Annotated in this window: 18 protein-coding genes and 1 tRNA gene; 8 read left to right on the plus strand and 11 right to left on the minus strand. The window is 61.4% G+C overall.

Annotation, left to right across the window (positions count from 1 at the left end):
- Nucleotides 1–13: 13 nt before the first annotated feature.
- Genes Clow_RS00625 through Clow_RS00635 form a run of 3 tightly spaced genes read right to left on the minus strand, consistent with a single transcriptional unit; the run spans nt 14 to nt 2,944 of the window.
- Nucleotides 14–1,549: a PP2C family protein-serine/threonine phosphatase gene (locus tag Clow_RS00625; RefSeq protein WP_055174887.1), complete on the minus strand. Its 1,536-nt coding sequence runs from the start codon at nt 1,547–1,549 to the stop codon at nt 14–16.
- A complete protein-coding gene (locus tag Clow_RS00630; RefSeq protein ID WP_055174890.1) occupies nt 1,546–2,007 on the minus strand; it encodes an FHA domain-containing protein FhaB/FipA in 462 nt (153 codons plus the stop codon). Before Clow_RS00630 ends, Clow_RS00625 begins: the two co-directional genes overlap by 4 nt.
- Before the next feature lie 19 nt (nt 2,008–2,026).
- Nucleotides 2,027–2,944, minus strand: coding sequence for an FHA domain-containing protein (locus tag Clow_RS00635; protein ID WP_370871896.1), 918 nt, complete (start codon nt 2,942–2,944; stop codon nt 2,027–2,029).
- A 328-nt stretch (nt 2,945–3,272) separates the two neighbouring features.
- On the opposite strand from Clow_RS00635, the gene Clow_RS00640 reads away from it, so the two are divergent.
- From Clow_RS00640 to Clow_RS11250, 3 genes are all read left to right on the plus strand, one after another.
- Nucleotides 3,273–3,357: transfer RNA gene (locus tag Clow_RS00640), tRNA-Leu, on the plus strand.
- Between the two features lie 181 nt (nt 3,358–3,538).
- A complete protein-coding gene (locus tag Clow_RS00645; protein ID WP_055174894.1) occupies nt 3,539–3,955 on the plus strand; it encodes a hypothetical protein in 417 nt (138 codons plus the stop codon).
- Nucleotides 3,955–4,278: a CHY zinc finger protein gene (locus Clow_RS11250; protein ID WP_307303293.1), complete on the plus strand. Its 324-nt coding sequence runs from the start codon at nt 3,955–3,957 to the stop codon at nt 4,276–4,278. The genes Clow_RS00645 and Clow_RS11250 overlap by 1 nt, the downstream gene beginning before the upstream one ends.
- Nucleotides 4,279–4,313: 35 nt before the next feature.
- Here Clow_RS11250 and Clow_RS00650 read toward each other — a convergent pair whose 3' ends face one another.
- The 4 genes from Clow_RS00650 to Clow_RS00665 all read right to left on the minus strand — a co-directional run bounded on the left by Clow_RS00650 (nt 4,314) and on the right by Clow_RS00665 (nt 8,681).
- Nucleotides 4,314–4,901, minus strand: coding sequence for a GNAT family N-acetyltransferase (locus Clow_RS00650; protein WP_055174897.1), 588 nt, complete (start codon nt 4,899–4,901; stop codon nt 4,314–4,316).
- A 9-nt stretch (nt 4,902–4,910) separates the two neighbouring features.
- Complete coding sequence (locus tag Clow_RS00655; RefSeq protein ID WP_055174899.1) at nt 4,911–6,647, minus strand: DUF5635 domain-containing protein; 1,737 nt, start codon at nt 6,645–6,647, stop codon at nt 4,911–4,913.
- A 70-nt stretch (nt 6,648–6,717) separates the two neighbouring features.
- Nucleotides 6,718–7,254 (minus strand): hypothetical protein, encoded by a 537-nt coding sequence (locus Clow_RS00660; RefSeq protein WP_055174902.1) that lies wholly within the window; start codon nt 7,252–7,254, stop codon nt 6,718–6,720.
- Nucleotides 7,255–7,358: 104 nt separating this feature from the next.
- Nucleotides 7,359–8,681, minus strand: coding sequence for a M20/M25/M40 family metallo-hydrolase (locus Clow_RS00665; protein ID WP_211256903.1), 1,323 nt, complete (start codon nt 8,679–8,681; stop codon nt 7,359–7,361).
- A gap of 68 nt (nt 8,682–8,749) precedes the next feature.
- On the opposite strand from Clow_RS00665, the gene Clow_RS00670 reads away from it, so the two are divergent.
- Entirely contained in the window at nt 8,750–9,118 is a 369-nt protein-coding gene (locus tag Clow_RS00670; RefSeq protein ID WP_055174907.1) for a PH domain-containing protein, read from the plus strand.
- On the opposite strand, the gene Clow_RS11595 is transcribed toward Clow_RS00670, so the two are convergent.
- Entirely contained in the window at nt 9,115–9,492 is a 378-nt protein-coding gene (locus Clow_RS11595; RefSeq protein WP_156334501.1) for a hypothetical protein, read from the minus strand. The genes Clow_RS00670 and Clow_RS11595 overlap by 4 nt on opposite strands.
- 140 nt (nt 9,493–9,632) lie before the next feature.
- On the opposite strand from Clow_RS11595, the gene Clow_RS00675 reads away from it, so the two are divergent.
- Entirely contained in the window at nt 9,633–10,079 is a 447-nt protein-coding gene (locus Clow_RS00675; protein ID WP_055174910.1) for a hypothetical protein, read from the plus strand.
- Here the strand turns inward: Clow_RS00675 and Clow_RS00680 are convergent.
- A complete protein-coding gene (locus Clow_RS00680) occupies nt 10,076–11,581 on the minus strand; it encodes a peptide MFS transporter (RefSeq protein ID WP_055174913.1) in 1,506 nt (501 codons plus the stop codon). The genes Clow_RS00675 and Clow_RS00680 overlap by 4 nt on opposite strands.
- Nucleotides 11,582–11,685: 104 nt before the next feature.
- Here Clow_RS00680 and amn point away from each other — a divergent pair, with 104 nt between their 5' ends.
- Nucleotides 11,686–13,080, plus strand: a complete 1,395-nt coding sequence (amn, locus tag Clow_RS00685; RefSeq protein WP_055174915.1) for an AMP nucleosidase — start codon at nt 11,686–11,688, stop codon at nt 13,078–13,080.
- A gap of 88 nt (nt 13,081–13,168) precedes the next feature.
- Here the strand turns inward: amn and Clow_RS11600 are convergent, their stop codons facing one another.
- Both Clow_RS11600 and Clow_RS00690 read right to left on the minus strand, forming a co-directional pair.
- Nucleotides 13,169–13,345, minus strand: a complete 177-nt coding sequence (locus tag Clow_RS11600) for a hypothetical protein (protein WP_156334503.1) — start codon at nt 13,343–13,345, stop codon at nt 13,169–13,171.
- Nucleotides 13,346–13,391: 46 nt separating this feature from the next.
- A complete protein-coding gene (locus Clow_RS00690; RefSeq protein WP_156334505.1) occupies nt 13,392–13,778 on the minus strand; it encodes a hypothetical protein in 387 nt (128 codons plus the stop codon).
- Between the two features lie 365 nt (nt 13,779–14,143).
- Here Clow_RS00690 and Clow_RS00695 point away from each other — a divergent pair, with 365 nt between their 5' ends.
- Together Clow_RS00695 and Clow_RS00700 are read left to right on the plus strand one after the other, a co-directional pair.
- Nucleotides 14,144–14,917: an enoyl-CoA hydratase gene (locus Clow_RS00695; protein ID WP_055174923.1), complete on the plus strand. Its 774-nt coding sequence runs from the start codon at nt 14,144–14,146 to the stop codon at nt 14,915–14,917.
- Nucleotides 14,918–15,025: 108 nt separating this feature from the next.
- Nucleotides 15,026–16,645, plus strand: coding sequence for an AbgT family transporter (locus tag Clow_RS00700; RefSeq protein WP_082418434.1), 1,620 nt, complete (start codon nt 15,026–15,028; stop codon nt 16,643–16,645).
- Nucleotide 16,646: the final 1 nt, after the last annotated feature.

Consider the following 16,646-nt stretch of genomic DNA (forward strand, 5'->3'; position numbering starts at 1 on the left):
GGAAAAACTCACACTACTTCACCTCCCGGCAATTGACTCCTGGCTCCGTGAGTTCCCCGGAGGGGGTTCTGGCCTGGGAAGAAGCGGCGCTTTCGGTGCTCGCAGTGGTGGGGGCCGTGGGGGCCTCCGACGTCTCGCTGGGTGCGGCGTCGCTTTCTGCGTTCTCTGCGCGATCGCCGGGCCGGTTATCCGCCTGCAAGGTCACGCAGACGGGCAGGGCCTGATCCGCGAGGCGTCGCAATTGCTGATTGACCTCCTCGTAGGTGCCCGCGGGCATGGAGTTCACGGAGGAACGCGCGGAGGAGGAAAGATCCTTGAGGTTGAAGCGGTGGCAATCCTGGGTATCATCGCCGGGCTCAATGAGCTGGATGGAGGCATCGGCGCTCAGGCAGGCGTGCTGATACGTCTCGTGCAACTTCTTGCCCAGCGGGGAGGAGTCCAGGCCGCGCTCAACGACGATCGCCTTGGTGTCGTCAGTAGCTAAAAAATAGCGATCCTTGGCGGAGTGGTACATCCACCAGCCCCCCATGATGACGCCGATGAGCAGCACCAGGGAGAGAATGAGCATGCCCCAGCGCAGAGCCGAATTGCGCCCGGAGCCTTCTTCCGCCTCGTCCTCGGGGTCCTCGGCGGCCTCGGGGGGATCGGGAATCCCGCTCAAGGGTTGTTCGCTCAGCGTGCCCTCGGGGGTAATGGTGGTGACCTTGGTGCGCAGGGCGGCAGCCCGGCCAGCGGCGGTATCCGGGTGGGATTCCTCGGTGTTTTCCCCGCACAGAGCACCGGCGGTGGCGGGCTTGGTGGGTAATTCCTCGCGTTCCTTGGTATCCAGGGCGTCCTCGTCCACGACGTCGGCCACCACCACGGTCACGTTATCCGGGCCGCCGGAGCGCAGGGCCAATTCCACCAGGCGTTGCGCGGTCTCGGCGGGGGTGCCCTGCCCCAGAGTTTCCTCGATGGTGGAGTGGGTGACGGGATCGGAAAGCCCATCGGAGCACAGCAAGATGCGGTCGCCCGCCTGGGCGTCCAGGCTCTTGAGCGTGGGCTCTACGTCGCGGCCCGTGTAGGCCTTGAGAATGAGGGAGCGCTGGGGGTGGGTGGAGACGTCCTCGGGAAGAAGGCGGCCCTCCTCCACCAGGGATTGCACGTAGGTGTCATCCACGGTGAGCTGTTCCAGCTTGCCCTCGCGGAGGCGATAGCCGCGAGAATCGCCCACGTGGCACAGCCCAAACTCGCGGCCATTAAAGGCCAGGGCGGTGAGCGTGGTACCCATTCCCTGCGTTTCCGGGTGGGTGCCCACCTCCTCGGCGATGGCGCGGTTGGCCTCGTCGGCACCGGCCGCCAGCAGGGCCAGCATGTCATTATCCCCGGTGCTCTTATCCAAGTGCTCCAGGTGGGTAATCATGATCTGCGAGGCCACCTCGCCCGCGGCATGGCCGCCCATGCCATCGGCCAGGGCCAGCAGGTATGGCCCGGCATAGGCGGAATCCTCGTTATTGCCGCGTACCAGGCCGCGATCAGAGGCCGCAGTGTAATTCAAACGCAAAGTCATGGCACCAACCTCACCGTCGTGCGGCCCACGCGTATCGACGTCCCCGTGTCCACTCGCTCCGGCTGGTCAATGCGGGTGCCAGCCACGAACGTGCCGTTACGGGAATCCAAATCCTCCACAAACCAGTCCGAGCCGCGCCGGAACAGGCGTGCGTGACGTGCGGAAGCGAAGTCGTCGCCAAGCACAAAGTCACAGTCCGGGCTGCGGCCCATCACCACCTCGCCCACCGAGGAAATCTCCATGTACGAGCCCTGCAAGGGGCCTTCCACGATGGTGATGCGTTGGGCTGGGGCAGCCTTGCGTGGGGTTGAGGTCGCCTTGCCCCGAGGCCGCTTGTTGGATTGCGCGCCGCTGACGACGGCGGTGTCCTTGCGCATCGCGCGCAGCGCCACGAGGATCAGCAGCCACAGCAACACCAATACCCCGATGCGGAGCCCGGTGAGGACGAGTGAGTCCATAAGTGTTCTCCTTGGGTATTTAATTCTGGTTGGGCCAGATTACACGCACTTCAATATGGGAATGGCCGATGGTGATGATGTCCCCATCCGCGAGAAGCCAGTTATCCACAGGCGTGTCATTCACCGTTGTGCCGTTGGTGGATTGTAGGTCTACCAACACAGCGTCCTGCCCATCCCAGGTCACCTCCGCGTGCTTGCGCGACACCCCGGTATCGGGGAGGCGGAAGTCCGCGTCGTGGGACCGGCCCAGGATATTCGATCCCTCCTGCACCAGGTAGGTGCGTGAGGAACCATCCTGAAGCAGCAGGCTCACCGTGGGGCGGTCTGGCTGAGACATTTGCTGTGGTGCCTGCGGGGCCGCCTGGCGAGGAATGAACTCGGTGGCGGCGGAATCGTGCCCAGGTTGCGGGAGATTCATCTGTCCTCTTTCCTTGACGGGGGTGGAGGGGGCTTGTTGCTGTGCTTTTGCGGCTTGGCTTTGAACTCGGCCTTGGCCTTGCGCTGGGCTTTGAGCCCGGCGTGAGGAAGGCGGGCCGTCGATCCAATCGAAGCCGCTGCTTTGATCGGGGGAGGGATCGGCGTAGGAGGAAACCCGCAATTGGCCCGTGCGCATGCCCGATTCCTCGGCAATGCGTACTATCACCGGTCCCGGTAGGGCGAGGCCTTGGTTGCGGCAATAGCGGCCCATGCGATCGGCAAAATCCTCGGGCAAGTTCGGGCTCTGCTGCGCGAGATTGCGCACGTCATTATCGGAGAGCCCCACCAGAAACACATTCGGAGCCTCCGGGCGTCCCTCCACCGCCTGAACATTGTCCTCAATCTCCTGCTTGAGGAGTTCTTCAATCTCCGCAGGCACCACGCGCCCACCAAAGACGAGGGCAAAGCCGTTATCGAGACCGCGCTGCATTGCGCTATCGAACTTGGCAAAACGAGCCATGATCGACACGGGCTAACCTCCTCTTGTTCTCCTTCACTCACTTGCCCACGGGCCGTAGACATGGAAAATGCCTGCTACGACTGCCGGGTGGCTGGCAACCATCCGGCGAGGGCCTTGGAACGTATGGAGGGTCATGGGCGACCCCGCACATCTGCATGAGATGCGCACACGTACATCCCAGTATAGGGGTAAGGGCGGGGATATAGATAGGCATGAGCGATGGGATTATGAGGGTGATGGGCGCTTTTTAGGGCTTTGAACTGCGTGTTTGTCAGGTCTGTGGTGCTGCGTATAGAGTTTAGTGAGTCGCAAGCGCGGCCACTTGTATGGGCGAGTGGCGGAATTGGCAGACGCGCTGGCTTCAGGTGCCAGTGTCCTTTTTGGACGTGGGGGTTCAAGTCCCCCTTCGCCCACAGAATAGGAACCCGCTCTGCTTCTTTGATTGAGTTCGGAGGAGTGGGGCGGGTTCCTTGTTTTGCTGTGTGGTTTCCTCGGGTGCAGTGTTTGGGCGATGTTTCACGTGGAACATCTAGGTGGGGTTACTTGAGGTTGGGCTGTGGCATGATGAACGCGGCGAGAGAAGGGGCGATTACTATGCGTTATTTACTTTTGATTCCATCTGCTCTGTGCTTGGCCTTTATTACTGCTTGTTCCAGCGCGGAAGAAACCACAGAGCCCACCACCGTGGATTTTGAGCCCCGCGATCCCGAGGCCCCCATTCTGGGCGCGGTGAGCGAGGAAGGCCATTGCGATCCCGAGGTCATCGACATCGACCACGAGCGCAATACCCCATATGTGACTTACCACGGCCAGCCGGGAGACGCTATTACCCTGCAATTTGTGGCCAATGATGGCGTGACGGTTCTGGAGGAATCGGATTTTGAATTAAGCTCCCGGCAAACCGGACATCACGCCCTCTCGGGCCTCTATAACGGCGACATCAGCGGTATCCACGTGACGGCCAACGGCCGCGTGGGCCAAGCCGGCACCTGCGTGATCCCGGTGGCATAGTGCGCACACCTATTCACGGAGTGCTTATCGACGCCCAGGGCCGCTGCGCCCACTATCGCCAACGCTGGGACGTGGTGGCCAATCGCTGCGCGACCTGCGAGAAATGGTGGGCCTGCCACCGCTGCCACGAGGAGATGGCCGAGCACCCCTTTGGGCGCATGGGAAGGGAGGCGTCGGACGCGGTGCTGTGCGGAGCCTGCGGGCACCTCATGGGGTACGCGGAATACCACGGGGCGCGGGCCTGCCCGGCCTGTGCTCACCCCTTCAATCCGGGGTGTGCCTCACATTCTCATCTGTATTTCCGCAGTTCGGAGCGGCATTGATAGATTAAGGGGGTGCCTAATCTATCAGCATTTGCTCACTGTGCGGATTCTTGACGGATTAGCGCATACTCCTCGGCCAAGATGCCCAGCTGCACGTGATCGTAGAAGCGCGATTGGTGGAAGATAGCCGCGCGACGGCGACCTTCTTCCACAAAGCCCAGGGAAGTGTACAGGCCCAGGGCGCGGGTGTTGTACTCCGGCGTTTGCAGCTCCACCTTGTGCGCACCCATCTCCTCGAAGGCGAGGCGAAGCGCCACCTTCATGGCGTCGCGCCCATAGCCCTGCTCCTGGTGATCGGGGCCGATCATGATGGCGAGGGTGGCGATGCGGGTGGGCAGTGCCATACCCCAGAGCGTGAGGTGACCCACCAGGGTGCCGGAACCATCCATGATGGAATAGCCTGCGCCGCTGGGACTATCGTTGCTGCTCCACTGGGTGAACATCTCCGCGATGGCGTCGGTGGGGCGCAGGGCCAGGCGATCTTGCTGGAGCATGGCCTCGCCGGTATCGCGCCACCACTGAGTCAGTGTGGGGAGATCATCGGAGTGAAGGGGGCGGAGGGAAACCTTCTCCCCGCGTAGTATGCCCTGGCCCCAGGTGCGCAGGGTGGTGAAGTCGGTCATGGGGTCTCCTTAATGGCGTATCTTCTCGTAGCGGCTGGAACGCCCGGCGCCGCGGGCTTGGAGTACACCTTGCTCCACGAGGGCGTCGAGAGTGCGTTTGGCGGTATTGCGCGCGCTGCCGGTGAGCATGGCGAGGTCTCCGGTGGTGATGGAATCGTCCACCGCGAGCCAGGCCTGTACGGCGGCGCTTTGGTGTTCCTGCTCAGTGCTGAGGTAGGCGATGAGCGGATAGGCGCTTTCTGGGTCGTAGGCGCTTTTTACTAGATTACGGGCGGTGGAGCCCAGTATCCATACGTTTTTATGCCGCTGAATGAGAGGGCGCGTGTGCACCGTGGATTGCCGGGCTATTTCGAGGGCAGTCAATGCAGCCTCGCGGTCGGATTGGAGCGCCTGGGCAAGAGAATCCTCGGTAATAAAAGGATCATGTAATAGCGCATTGAGAATAATGGCCACACGATAATCCTGCTGCCGCTGCACGGGCATGATGGCGTGAACGCAATCCAAAACGGGAAAAACTGGCTGCCCGCCCCGCAAAATACACTCCACATAAGGCCCCTCTACCTGCGTAATCGAGGGTGGGCGGTGGCCGAGCACAATCATGTCCCGGTACATGCGGTCTACCCCCACGCCTTGCTTATCGACGAGCCCGATGGCGCGGAAGAGATCCGCCAGGGCGGGATAGCGGGCTTCCCTATTGCTGAGAATATTGCTCTGGTTCATCGCGCCGGGAAAAGCGCCGGGACTACGCACGGTGAGGGAACTATCGAGTTCCGTCCACCGCACATCGGTGGGTTCAGAGCGGTACCAATCCCGGTGAATAATGCCGTTGAGCAGAGCCTCACGAATGGATTGTTCTGGAATACGGCGCAGATGCTCGTGGTGGAAACCGGTGCGCAAAGTAATAAAGGTGTTAAGAGCCTCTAGAGAACGCTCTACGAGGTCTAATTGTTCGAGGAGCGAGAACTCAGGAGGTGGAACCACCCGATTAATCACGGAGCCACCGGGGACGTCGAAAGCCGTAATTTCCAGCCCAGGGCGGCCGAGCGAACAGAAGAGTAATGCTCCGGCATGGGTGAGGCAATCATCGGAGCGCAGGGCACCAATGCGGCGCAGCAATTCCGTGTCGGTGGATACCACGCCATCGCGTTCTAGCCAGCGCCGTGCGATAGAGAGGGCACCGGGGCGGGCATCTTTAACTCCCAGGTCGATGGCTTGGGCCATAGGGTCGGTGTGCGCGGCGGCGTCGCGGTGCTGCCACCACTGGGCGCGATCCACTGGTTTACAAGAATCGCCCACGCGCCAACGCAATTGCCCGCCGGTGTTTTCCACGGGTTCGCGAGCCTCGGCCACGTAGATGATGAGGAGACGCAGGCCCTCAACGCTCGCTTCAACGATGTCCGGTGCAATAGTGATGGCGGAATAGATGCGTTGGCGCAGCCAATCAATGCTGAGTTCCGTGCCGATGATTTGGCCGGTTCTATCCTCCACACCCACAATCAGTGCTCCGCCACCGGGGGAATTAGCCATGCAGGCCACCTCATCGGCCAGTTTGGTGGCGGCGATGGGGTTGGTGGGATGGCCTGGCTCAATGGTGCCCTCCCTATTGCGGCGTCCGGCTTCTTCTTTGAAGTCCACTGCTTGGGTCTCGGTGGTGCGGTGGAGCCGCCCGTGTGAGGCCGTGGAGAGGAGGGCAGCCACCTGTTGCTCTAGCGATGAGCGGAGGGAGGTGCTGCGTGGTTGCGTCATAGGGCCAGCGTAGCAGGGGATTGATAGATTAAGGGGGTGGTTAATCTATCAATGCTGAGTCGGCCGGGTTTCAGCGAGATTTCTTTTTACCCTCCTCGAACAGTAAGACCCAGCCAGGGCCAAACAGGGCTACCAGCACTATTGATGTGAGCGGCATAGAGCTTGCTTGGGATAAGGCTTCTCGTTGGGCATCGTTGATAGCAACGAGCATGAGCCCTTGGTTAATGAGGAAGGCTGCGCCCACGGCTAATGACCACTTTGCTAAAAAGATGAGTTCCTCGCGCATCTTCGCACCAAAGGGCTTTTGAACTTTCGGTACTCTCTTCTTCCCAGAGCTCAAGTTACGGACTTTTTCATCGCACCACCTGATTAACCCTGGGCCGAGGATGATGCTAATACCTAAGTACAGGCCCACAAGTTGATGCTCGATGCCTGCGGGCTGGCCCGACCGGAGTTCTATGATGACCGCTATAAGCAAAGCAATATCTACTACTGGTACGGCTAAGAGGAGGAACTTGCTTGCGGTGGGCATGCGGAATACATAGCGGGCGACCATTCCAGCTATGACCAGAATCCAGAACAATGCTTCTGCGGCGAGGATAATCATGTGGGGCCTTTAGGATATTTCAGTATTAATGAGGTTTCTCTGTAATTGTGCGCACTTATATCGGAAGGCATTGAGTAACAACGAAAAGGGCACAACCACCACCCCTACAAAACCCCTAAGAAGCGCCGTACGAGGCGTCGATAAGCATGGACGGTGAGCCGCAAATCCTCCAGGTGCAGGTGTTCATCGTGGGAATGGAGCTGCTTATTGGCCTCCGCGAGGGTGCGCTCGCGGGCGTGGAGGGCAAAGCCGTAGCCCACCCCGCCCAGGCGGCGCGCAAAGCGGAGGTCGGAACCTCCGGTGGCGAGCACCGGCACCACCTCTGCCTGCGGAAACTCCTCGTGAATGGTCTCCACCATCGCCTCCCACAGCGGCCCGGACGCGGGCGATTCGGTGGCGGGCTCGGTGATGAGGTGTTCGATGCGCACTTGCTCGGCGAGGTCGCCCAGGGCCTCGCGCAGCACGGCGTCGATAGCCTCCTGGGTGGTGCCGGGCAGGGGGCGAATGTCCATGTCCAGCCAGGCGTGGGAGGGCAGAACGTTGATGGGGCCGCCCGCTCGTAGCGCTGTCTGGGCGAAGGTGTTGTGGGAGAAAGCCTGGGCATAGGCGGCAAGATCGCCAAAGACCTCGTAATTCCCCGTGCCGTCCAGTAGCGCGTGCTCGGTGGCGGGGTCAAAGCGGAAGGCCTGCACGAAGCCGCGCCATACCGCGTTATCCGTCACTGGGGGTTCGGCGGCGGCGATGCGGCGGGCTACCTCGCCAATCTTCACGATTGCGGAATCTTTGCCGTGCGGGGTGGAGCCGTGCCCGGCGTCGCCCGTCACGTGCAGGCGGCGCTGCGCCGCGCCCTTCTCGCCCACATTAATCACCACGGCGTCGGAACTATCGGCGGTGGGCAGGTGGGAACCGCCCGTTTCGGAAAGGCAGTTGCGCCAGCTAAAAGCCTCCGGCTCGTGCTGGGCAATCCACCCCGCGCCCAGGCCGCCGCGGGCCTCCTCATCGGCTAGCGCCACGAAGGTCAGCGTTCCGCGCGCCCCGCCCGCGCGGGCAACCTCCCTGGTCACGGCCGCCATCGTGGCGGTGATAAAGAGCATGTCCATCGCGCCGCGCCCGTAAATCTTGCCGTCGATAATCTCCGCCCCAAAGGGCGGCACGCTCCACTGCGGCTCATCCACCGGCACCACGTCAATGTGGCCGAGCAGGGTCAGCGGTTCGGCTGCGGGATCGCTGCCCTCCACGCTAAAAGCTATCGACGTCCTCCCAGGGTGCGGCTCGAAGCGGCGCACCGCCACCCCGCTCCCGGCGAAGAAGCGCTCCAGGCTTTCCACGTTGCGAATCTCCTGGCCGGAGTCCGCCGTGAGGTCATTGACGCAGGCGTTGCGGATCAGTTCTTGGAGCAGGGCGAGGGTGTCATCGTAGAGGGACATGGGTTCCATTATGGGGGAGAGGGGTAAGGTTTATATGTTCATGGTGAAAATAAGAAAGGATTGAGCCAATGGAAATGTCCGCTATTACTGAATGGACCCTCCACTCGGAGACCCCCATTCCCCAGGACGTCACGGAACTTCTGGTTCCGGGCGAGGAGGCTGTGGTGGCCTTCACGACCTTCCGTGATGCCGCGATTTTCACCACCAAGCGGCTCATCGTGCGCGATGCCCAGGGTCTGCGTGGCAAAAAGGTGGAGGTCTACTCGCTGCCGTATAGCTCCATCAACATGTGGTCCACAGAGAACGCGGGCACCCTGGACATGAACGCCGAGGTGGAACTGTGGACGCGCGCCGGGAAGGTGAAAATTAAAATCGGGCGCGGGCTCGACGTGCGCCGCCTGGATAATCTCATCGCGCGCTGCGTGTTGGGGGGTTAGGTAGCCATCTCTTCCGGCAGGGGAGGAAGTTTAGGCCCCTCTGTTGCAGGGTTGGGGCTGTAGCCGGCGCCACCGTCCCCGCCATCGCCATACACGGAATCTCCGCCTCTTCCGCCGCTCTGCCCAGGTTCCGTGGCGTCGGCACCATCGCCGCCATCTTGCCCGGGCTCGGTGGCATCGGTGCCGTCGGGAGCGTGTGGCGGGCGGCTAGTTATAGGCTCGTTCGCCGGGCTACTCGACGCCGCGGGGCTCGGCGTTGCTAGTTCCGGGGCCGTCGTGAAGGTGGGTGCTGGCGATTCTTCGGAGTCGCTGCTGCAACCCACCAGTGCGAGGGTGCAGAGGGTTGTGCCGATGAGGGCCATGCGGGTTTTCATGCTGTCCTTATAGATAGGGGTCAGTTGCCCCCACCATAGAGGATATGGGCGACACATGCAGGAAAATAATCGCGTTGCATCACTAGGGTATGCTCTGTTTAACCCGGTGAGGAACCCTGCCGAGCGTATAGGCTTTCAGCATGGCAGACGGAATAATTTGCGTCGTGTACGCACATTTTCCCGATACGCGCGAGCCTCTGGCTGCCTTTGTGGAAACGGAGGATGAGGCGCGCGCACTCGATCAGGAACTTCGCGCCCAAGGTGAGGGAACCTATGGGTTTTGGGAGGACTTTCCCATCCAAGGGCCGCCTCCAGGAGAGGTTCTCTATGGGCTCTTTATGGGTGATGTAAAAACGACCACGGAGGTTTATCCGTGGGCGGGCGATCCCTTGTGTGAGGGTATTTTCAGCACCTACCAGGATGCGGAACGGGCAACTCGCCCTAAAGATGAAAGAGAAGCACGCCAGTGGGCGAATCAAGGCCGTCGCCCGCTGTACGTCCTCCCCTTCCGTCCCGGCTGGAAGCGCGATGTTTTCTTCGAGGGCGGCGTGCCCTGGCCGCCCGATGGGGACTACGGGAAGTCCTAGCGCACGTCGATAAACTTCCGCACCACCCACTTGCGCAGCGCAATAAGTACCACGCCGAGGGCGATGGCCACTCCGGCCGTGGTGAGGAAGAAGGTGCGTTCGGCCTCCGCGCCCGTCTCCATTGCGGACTCATAGAGGGACCCCAGTGACCCGGAGAGCGAGGTGCCCATCGCTATGGCCATGAGCCACACGGCGAACATGCGGGACTTAAAGGCCTGCGGGGCCACCTTGGTGGCTAGGGAGTTGCCCACGGGGGAGAGCAGGAGTTCGCCCATCGTGAAGAGGAAGAGCAGCGCCACGATGATGAGCAGTGGGGTGGAATTGGGCTCGCCTCCGGCATAGGGCAGGAAGAGGAAGAGCGAGGCGCCGATGATGAGGTTGGCCACGCCGAACTTCACGGAGCTGGACCACTGCCGGGAGCCCAGCTTTGTCCACATCGCGGCGAATACGCCGGAGAACACGATGATGAAGAAGGGGTTGATGGATTGCACCTGGTTGGGCTCTATATTGAAGCTCAACGCTCCTAACCGGCCAAAGTCCAGGTTCACACTGAGATTCACCCTAGTATCCGTATAGAGCGTGAGGATGGTGAATTGCGATTGGAAGATGGCAAAGAACATCACGCAGCCCAGCAGAATGGGCAGGTAGCCGACGAGCCGGGAGCGTTCCTCTGCCGTGGTCAAGGGGGAGAGGAACATCTGCACCATGAGCACCACGGCGATGATGCCGGCGGTGGCCGTGATAATCAGGGCGAGCTTATCCAGGCCGACGATGCCGGTGGCAAAGAGTGCCACCACGGCTGCGATACCCACCAGGGCGCTCAGGCCCCAGCGTAGGTATTGTTCGCGCGGCAGGGGGTTGGGCACCACGGAGCTGCGGGCGGCCAGGGTGCTCTTGCGCATGGCGATGTACTGGGTGAGCCCCAGGGCCATGCCGATGGCCGCAAGCGCAAAGCCCCAGTGGAAGCCGCCCATGCTGCGGGCTTCGCCGGTGAGCAGGGGGCCAAAGAGTGCGCCGATATTCACGCCCATGTAGAACAGCGAGAACCCGGCGTCGCGCTTGGGGTCCTGGCGGGTGTAGAGGTCGCCTAGCACCACCTGGGAGGCGGTTTTCACGCCGCCGGAGCCCACGGCAATAGAGACGAGTCCCAGGGTGAGCCCGGCGTAGCCGGGGATGACGGCCAGGAGAATGTGGCCCGCCATGACCAGGATGGCGGAGAAGAGCAGGGTGCGTTCAGGCCCCAGGATCCTATCGCTGATGAAGGCCGCCGCCACGGAGGTGATGTACACGAAGCCGCCGTAGGCGCCCACGAGGGAGAGTGCGGTGCCGCGCTCCATGCCCAGGCCGCCGTCGGAAACGGCGTAATACAGGTAATACCCCAGGATGGTCACCATGCCGTAGTAGCTAAAGCGCTCCCACATCTCGATGCCAAAGAGGTTGGCCAGGCCCCAGGGGTGACCAAAGAAAGTGCGGGTCTTGCCGCCGCCTGCCGTAGTGCTCATGGGGATTATTGTGGGAGAGTTCGTGGGAGTTCCCTAATTATCCGGGCATTATGTGATCTTTCTCTCTGCGCTTTGCGCTGGGATAACACGCTACCCTCGCAGATATGGAACACATGGCCTCAGTGGAGCACGCCGTCGAACGCCTCATAGAGCTTTACGACGCCGCCACGGCGCGCGCAGCAGAAATCTTTGCGGTGGGGGATTACGAGGCCTACCGGGAGGTGACGTACCCACGCCTAGAGGTGGAAGTGAAACAGTGGCGTCCCATCGACCGCCGCGCGCCCTTCGGGTACGTGGACGAGGCCGGGCGCTATGGGGCGGAACTGACCAAGCCGCACCTTTTGCGCGGATACCTGGTGGAGCAACTGAGCAGCCTCACGCAGAACTATCCCTGCGAGGTGTATGTGGGGGCGTCGGAAACGCGGATACCGCCGGAGTACATACGTGGACTGGAAAATGTGGACGAGGCGCGCCGGGCGGGCGACCTGGGGGACGCGGTGCCGCGCCCTTCGCTCGACGAGGTGGACGATGGGATCGTCGATAGCAATTGGGAGGCCTTTCACGCGCCGGTGAAGCCGCTCTTTCACTTTGGCCCGCAGCGCTGCGATCTCGCCTGCGCGCGCATTGAGCATTACACCGGCATTGCCCCGGAGAGCCTGCAAAAGTACATTCTTTTTACCAATTACCCCATGCACACCAGCGAGTTCGTGGATTTTGGCCTGCGGCAACTGGGGCAGCCCGGCTCGCGCTACACGGAACTGGTGCTGCCCAACGGGCAGCGGGCGACGTCCCCGGAGCAAACGGTGGATAAGACCTCCGCGAACCAGATGCCGCGCTATGACCTCTGCACCGCCGTGGGCGATGGAATCAGCATGATTAATATTGGCGTAGGCCCCTCCAACGCCAAGACCATTACCGATTGCCTGGCCGTGCTGCGCCCGGAGGCGTGGATCATGATTGGCCATTGCGCCGGGCTGGACGGGCGCATGCGCATGGGCGACCTCATTCTGGGCAACGCCTACCAGCGCGAGGATCACGTGATGGACGGGTGCATCCCCCGCGACGTGCCCATTCCCGCCGTGCCGGAGGTGCAGCGCGCGCTCGAATCGAGCGTGAATGAGATTTACGGGGGCGATCACTCGCTGATGCGCACCGGCACGGTGCTCTCCACCGATGACCGCAACTGGGAATGGCACACTACCCGCGAACTCTGGGACTGGCTGCGCGGCTCCACCGCCGTGGCGGTGGACATGGAATCGTGCACCCTGGCGGCTAACGGCTACCGCTACCGCGTGCCCTATGGCACCTTGCTCAGCGTCTCCGACCTACCCCTGCACGCCGTGCCCAAGTTACCCGCTCAGGCGCAGGCCTTTTATTCCTCCTCCAAGGAGGCGCACGTGATGTGTGCGGTGCGGGCGATGGAGTACCTGGCCCAGGACCCCGAGCGGCTGCGCACCCGCAAACTGCGGCGCACGATTGGGGAGGTGCCGTTGAGGTAGGGGGTAGGTGGCGCTACTTGGCTACTGGCTGGCTACGGGTGAATGGGGACTTTTCTTACTTGCAGGGCTGGCCTCTTAAATCCTAAGTTTAGGATGTGCGAGGGCGAGTTTTCTTTTTTAAGCTAAATCCAAAGATGTCGCTCCAAAGAAAACCGGGTTTATCCTGACGATCGAGCTCGTCATACATAGCCATCAGATTATCGAGTTCTTCTAGCTCGTGTGGGGTGAGTGAATCATTATTTTCCATATCTGGAGTTGATGTCATAGCCTGTCGCCTCCTTTGGTATTCTTGTTGCACCACAGTCTACTCTTCATTCACGGTGTGTTCGCTGCCGTACTGTGCGGTCGCTAATCTTGTAGCGGCGAACAATCCTGGTCAGACGCTTGCGTTCCCCGCCCTGAGCCTCCTCGAGCGCCTTCTTAAGGTTTCCCTTCTCAGCGTGATGCTCTAGTATGCAGCGCGTGCGATGTTCCATGACCGATCGTTGAAAATATTTGTCACCACGTAGCCACCGCCGCTCCTCTAAGAGGCCGCGATAAATGCGGCCAAGCATCAACCAATCTGGGTTATCATTACTTTCTTGTTCTATTGTCCATTCAAAGCGTTTCCACCACTCTGTGCGGTTATCTGATAGTATTTTCCACCAGAACGCTAATATTGCAGGCCCTATGGTGAAAATACCAACCAAAACCCTCATGCGATCAGGAACATCCCCCACATTAAATATAAATATCGCCGCTACTATGGCAATAAGTGGAGTGATTATCGCCCCGTACGCCCACCAGGAGAGTCTAAACCCTTGCATGGAACCTTCCCCCTAAAAAGTATCCTTGCTAAGAAGGTACCTCAGTGGAAGGGGGTTCACAAGATAATTCCCCTCGCCAAAATGGTACTCATCAGGGTTGGAACTGATGGTGACCCTAAGAGAGATCCAGCCCGCACTCCGGTAAGGCCAGAGGCAGGCTGAACTGTTGCCGTCAACCCTAGCCGCAGCCCGAACCCGCCACAATTCCCCGCGCCACACCTCCGCAGCCCCTACACTTGGCAGCCAAGGAGGAAAACATGACCCAGAACACTATTACCGAGGAAATCCGCGGCCGCGTGGCCCTCATTACCCTTAACCGCCCCAAGGCCCTCAACGCCCTGAACAGCGAACTCATGGAGGAGGTCACCGAGGCCGTCACGCGCCTGGACACGAACCCGGACATCGGGGCCATCGTGCTCACCGGCTCCGCCAAGGCCTTCGCCGCCGGGGCGGACATCAAGGAGATGGCCGATAAGGGCGCCACCGAGATGTACAACGCTGATTGGTTCTCCGGCTGGGACGCACTCACCCGCGCCCGCACCCCTATCATCGCGGCGGTCTCCGGCTACGCGCTGGGCGGTGGCTGCGAATTGGCCATGATGTGCGATTTCATCATCGCCTCCGAGAGCGCCCGCTTCGGCCAGCCGGAAATTAACCTGGGTATCCTGCCCGGCATGGGCGGCACCCAGCGCCTCACCCGCGCGGTGGGCAAGGCCAAGGCGATGGAGATGTGCCTCACCGGCCGCATGATGGACGCCCACGAGGCCGAGCGCTCCGGGCTCGTCGCCCGCGTGGTACCCGATGAGGAGCTTGTCGACGCCGCCCTGGACACCGCCGCTACTATCGCAGGGAAGTCCAAGGTGGCGGCCACGATGGTCAAGGAGTCCGTGAATACGGCTTTCGAGGCGAATCTGGCCCAGGGCCTGCTTTTTGAGCACCGCCTTTTCCACTCCGTCTTTGCCTCGGAGGACCAGAAAGAGGGCATGGCGGCTTTCGTGGAGAAGCGGAAGCCGGAGTTCAAGCACCGTTAGCGGGGCGTCGATAAGCTACTGCTGAGCATGTAGTGGGGTGCGTGTCCCGGGCACTGTGTATCGTGTACCACATCGCACAGAGCGTCCACGTGACCGGGAGGCCCCATCATGTCCACGGAGACTACCGCAGAACCACGCAGCACCCTGGGGAAATGGGGTGACCGTTTCCTCGGCGCCATAGAAACCGTGGGTAATAAACTGCCCACGCCTTTCCTGCTTTTCCTTATTCTCTTTCTCATTACCGCCGTGATCTCCTCGTTCATGGCGTGGTCGGGGGCGTCGGTAACGGTGCCGGGCTCGGAGGAAACCCTCAATATCAAGGGGCTCTTTACCAGCGAGGGGCTGGTGTGGTTTACCGAGAATATTGATGACAACTACATCGGCTTCCCACCGCTGGTCACGGTGCTGCCCATCATGCTCGCGGTGGGTATCGCGGAGCGCTCGGGAATGCTCGCCGCGCTTATCCGCAAACTCTTTGGCTCCGCGAATAAAACGGTGCTGCCCTATGCGGTGGGCGTGACCGGCGTGACGGCCTCCGTGATGGCCGACGCCGCCTTCGTCGTTGTTCCGCCCCTGGCGGCGATGGTGTTCAAAGCAGCCGGGCGGCACCCCGTGGCGGGCCTGCTCGGCGGTTTTGCCGCCGTGGGCGCGGGTTATTCCACCTCCCTGGTGCCCAGCAGCCTGGATGCGCTCTTTGCCGGAATCACTAACTCCGTGATGGAGGCGCTGCCGGGCCTGGAAGCGCAGGAAGTGAATCCGGTATCGAACTACTACTTCAATATCGCCTCGGCGATTCTTCTGGGACTCATTGCCGGTTACCTCATCGACCGCGTGCTGGAACCGCGCATGGTGCGCCACAATGTGCCCACGGAGGAAACCGTGGACGAGGAGGACGCTGCTGGTGCTGGAGACGCTGCTGGTTCTGCTGGTTCGCAGAGCGGTGCGCCCAGCCTCACCGCGGAACTGGAACCGAAGGAATGGCAGGCCCTGAAAGTCTCCCTGTGGGCCACGCTCCTGGTCACCGTCGCCGTGACCGCAGTGATTCTGCTGCCGAGTTCCCCCTGGCGCAACGAGACCGGTGGCTTCCTGCCGCAATCCCCGCTGCTGAACTCCATCGTGTTCCTGGTGATGCTCTTCTTCCTGGTCATGGGCATTACCTACGGCATCGTGGCAGGCACGATCCGCAAGGTGGATGACGCTGTGGACATGATGACGCAATCCCTCAAGGGGATGCTGGAGTTCCTGGTGCTGGCCTTCATTCTGGGGCAATTCGTGGCGCTCTTTAACTGGACGGGCATTGGCACCTTTACCGCCGTGAAGGGTGCGAGCGCGCTGGAGGCCGTGGGTCTCACCGGCTTTGCGGCGGTGCTGGCCTTCATTATCCTGGCTAGCTGCCTGAACCTGCTGATTATCTCCGGCTCCGCCATGTGGACGCTCATGGCGGCGGTGTTCGTGCCCATGTTCGCCCTGCTGGGTTACGAGCCCGGCTTTGTGCAGGCGGCCTTCCGCGTGGGCGACTCCGCCACGCAGATCATCACCCCGCTGAATCCCTACATGATCGTGATTCTGGGTATGCTGCGCCGCTACGAGCCCCAGGCCGGGCTGGGCACGCTGATGTCTCGCATGTTCGTGTTCGTCATTCCCTTCGGGCTCACCTGGGTGTTGCTGCTGGCCCTGTGGTTCTACGCCGATCTGCCGCTGGGGCCGGGGGCGGGAATCTTCTTGTAAG

Source organism: Corynebacterium lowii (genome assembly GCF_001412085.1).
Classification (GTDB): domain Bacteria; phylum Actinomycetota; class Actinomycetes; order Mycobacteriales; family Mycobacteriaceae; genus Corynebacterium; species Corynebacterium lowii.

What these genes read in the sequence shown, in the direction of transcription:
- Clow_RS00635 (WP_370871896.1), bottom strand. Translation starts at nt 2,944, where the DNA reads ATGGCTCGTTTTGCCAAGTTCGATAGCGCAATGCAGCGCGGTCTCGAT.
- Clow_RS00680 (WP_055174913.1), bottom strand. Translation starts at nt 11,581, where the DNA reads ATGAGCACTACGGCAGGCGGCGGCAAGACCCGCACTTTCTTTGGTCAC.
- Clow_RS00645 (WP_055174894.1), top strand. Translation starts at nt 3,539, where the DNA reads ATGCGTTATTTACTTTTGATTCCATCTGCTCTGTGCTTGGCCTTTATT.
- Clow_RS00660 (WP_055174902.1), bottom strand. Translation starts at nt 7,254, where the DNA reads ATGATTATCCTCGCCGCAGAAGCATTGTTCTGGATTCTGGTCATAGCT.
- amn (WP_055174915.1), top strand. Translation starts at nt 11,686, where the DNA reads ATGGAACACATGGCCTCAGTGGAGCACGCCGTCGAACGCCTCATAGAG.
- Clow_RS00690 (WP_156334505.1), bottom strand. Translation starts at nt 13,778, where the DNA reads ATGAGGGTTTTGGTTGGTATTTTCACCATAGGGCCTGCAATATTAGCG.
- Clow_RS00675 (WP_055174910.1), top strand. Translation starts at nt 9,633, where the DNA reads ATGGCAGACGGAATAATTTGCGTCGTGTACGCACATTTTCCCGATACG.
- Clow_RS00650 (WP_055174897.1), bottom strand. Translation starts at nt 4,901, where the DNA reads ATGACCGACTTCACCACCCTGCGCACCTGGGGCCAGGGCATACTACGC.
- Clow_RS11600 (WP_156334503.1), bottom strand. Translation starts at nt 13,345, where the DNA reads ATGACATCAACTCCAGATATGGAAAATAATGATTCACTCACCCCACAC.
- Clow_RS00695 (WP_055174923.1), top strand. Translation starts at nt 14,144, where the DNA reads ATGACCCAGAACACTATTACCGAGGAAATCCGCGGCCGCGTGGCCCTC.
- Clow_RS00700 (WP_082418434.1), top strand. Translation starts at nt 15,026, where the DNA reads ATGTCCACGGAGACTACCGCAGAACCACGCAGCACCCTGGGGAAATGG.
- Clow_RS00665 (WP_211256903.1), bottom strand. Translation starts at nt 8,681, where the DNA reads ATGTCCCTCTACGATGACACCCTCGCCCTGCTCCAAGAACTGATCCGC.
- Clow_RS00670 (WP_055174907.1), top strand. Translation starts at nt 8,750, where the DNA reads ATGGAAATGTCCGCTATTACTGAATGGACCCTCCACTCGGAGACCCCC.
- Clow_RS00625 (WP_055174887.1), bottom strand. Translation starts at nt 1,549, where the DNA reads ATGACTTTGCGTTTGAATTACACTGCGGCCTCTGATCGCGGCCTGGTA.
- Clow_RS00655 (WP_055174899.1), bottom strand. Translation starts at nt 6,647, where the DNA reads ATGACGCAACCACGCAGCACCTCCCTCCGCTCATCGCTAGAGCAACAG.
- Clow_RS11595 (WP_156334501.1), bottom strand. Translation starts at nt 9,492, where the DNA reads ATGAAAACCCGCATGGCCCTCATCGGCACAACCCTCTGCACCCTCGCA.
- Clow_RS00630 (WP_055174890.1), bottom strand. Translation starts at nt 2,007, where the DNA reads ATGGACTCACTCGTCCTCACCGGGCTCCGCATCGGGGTATTGGTGTTG.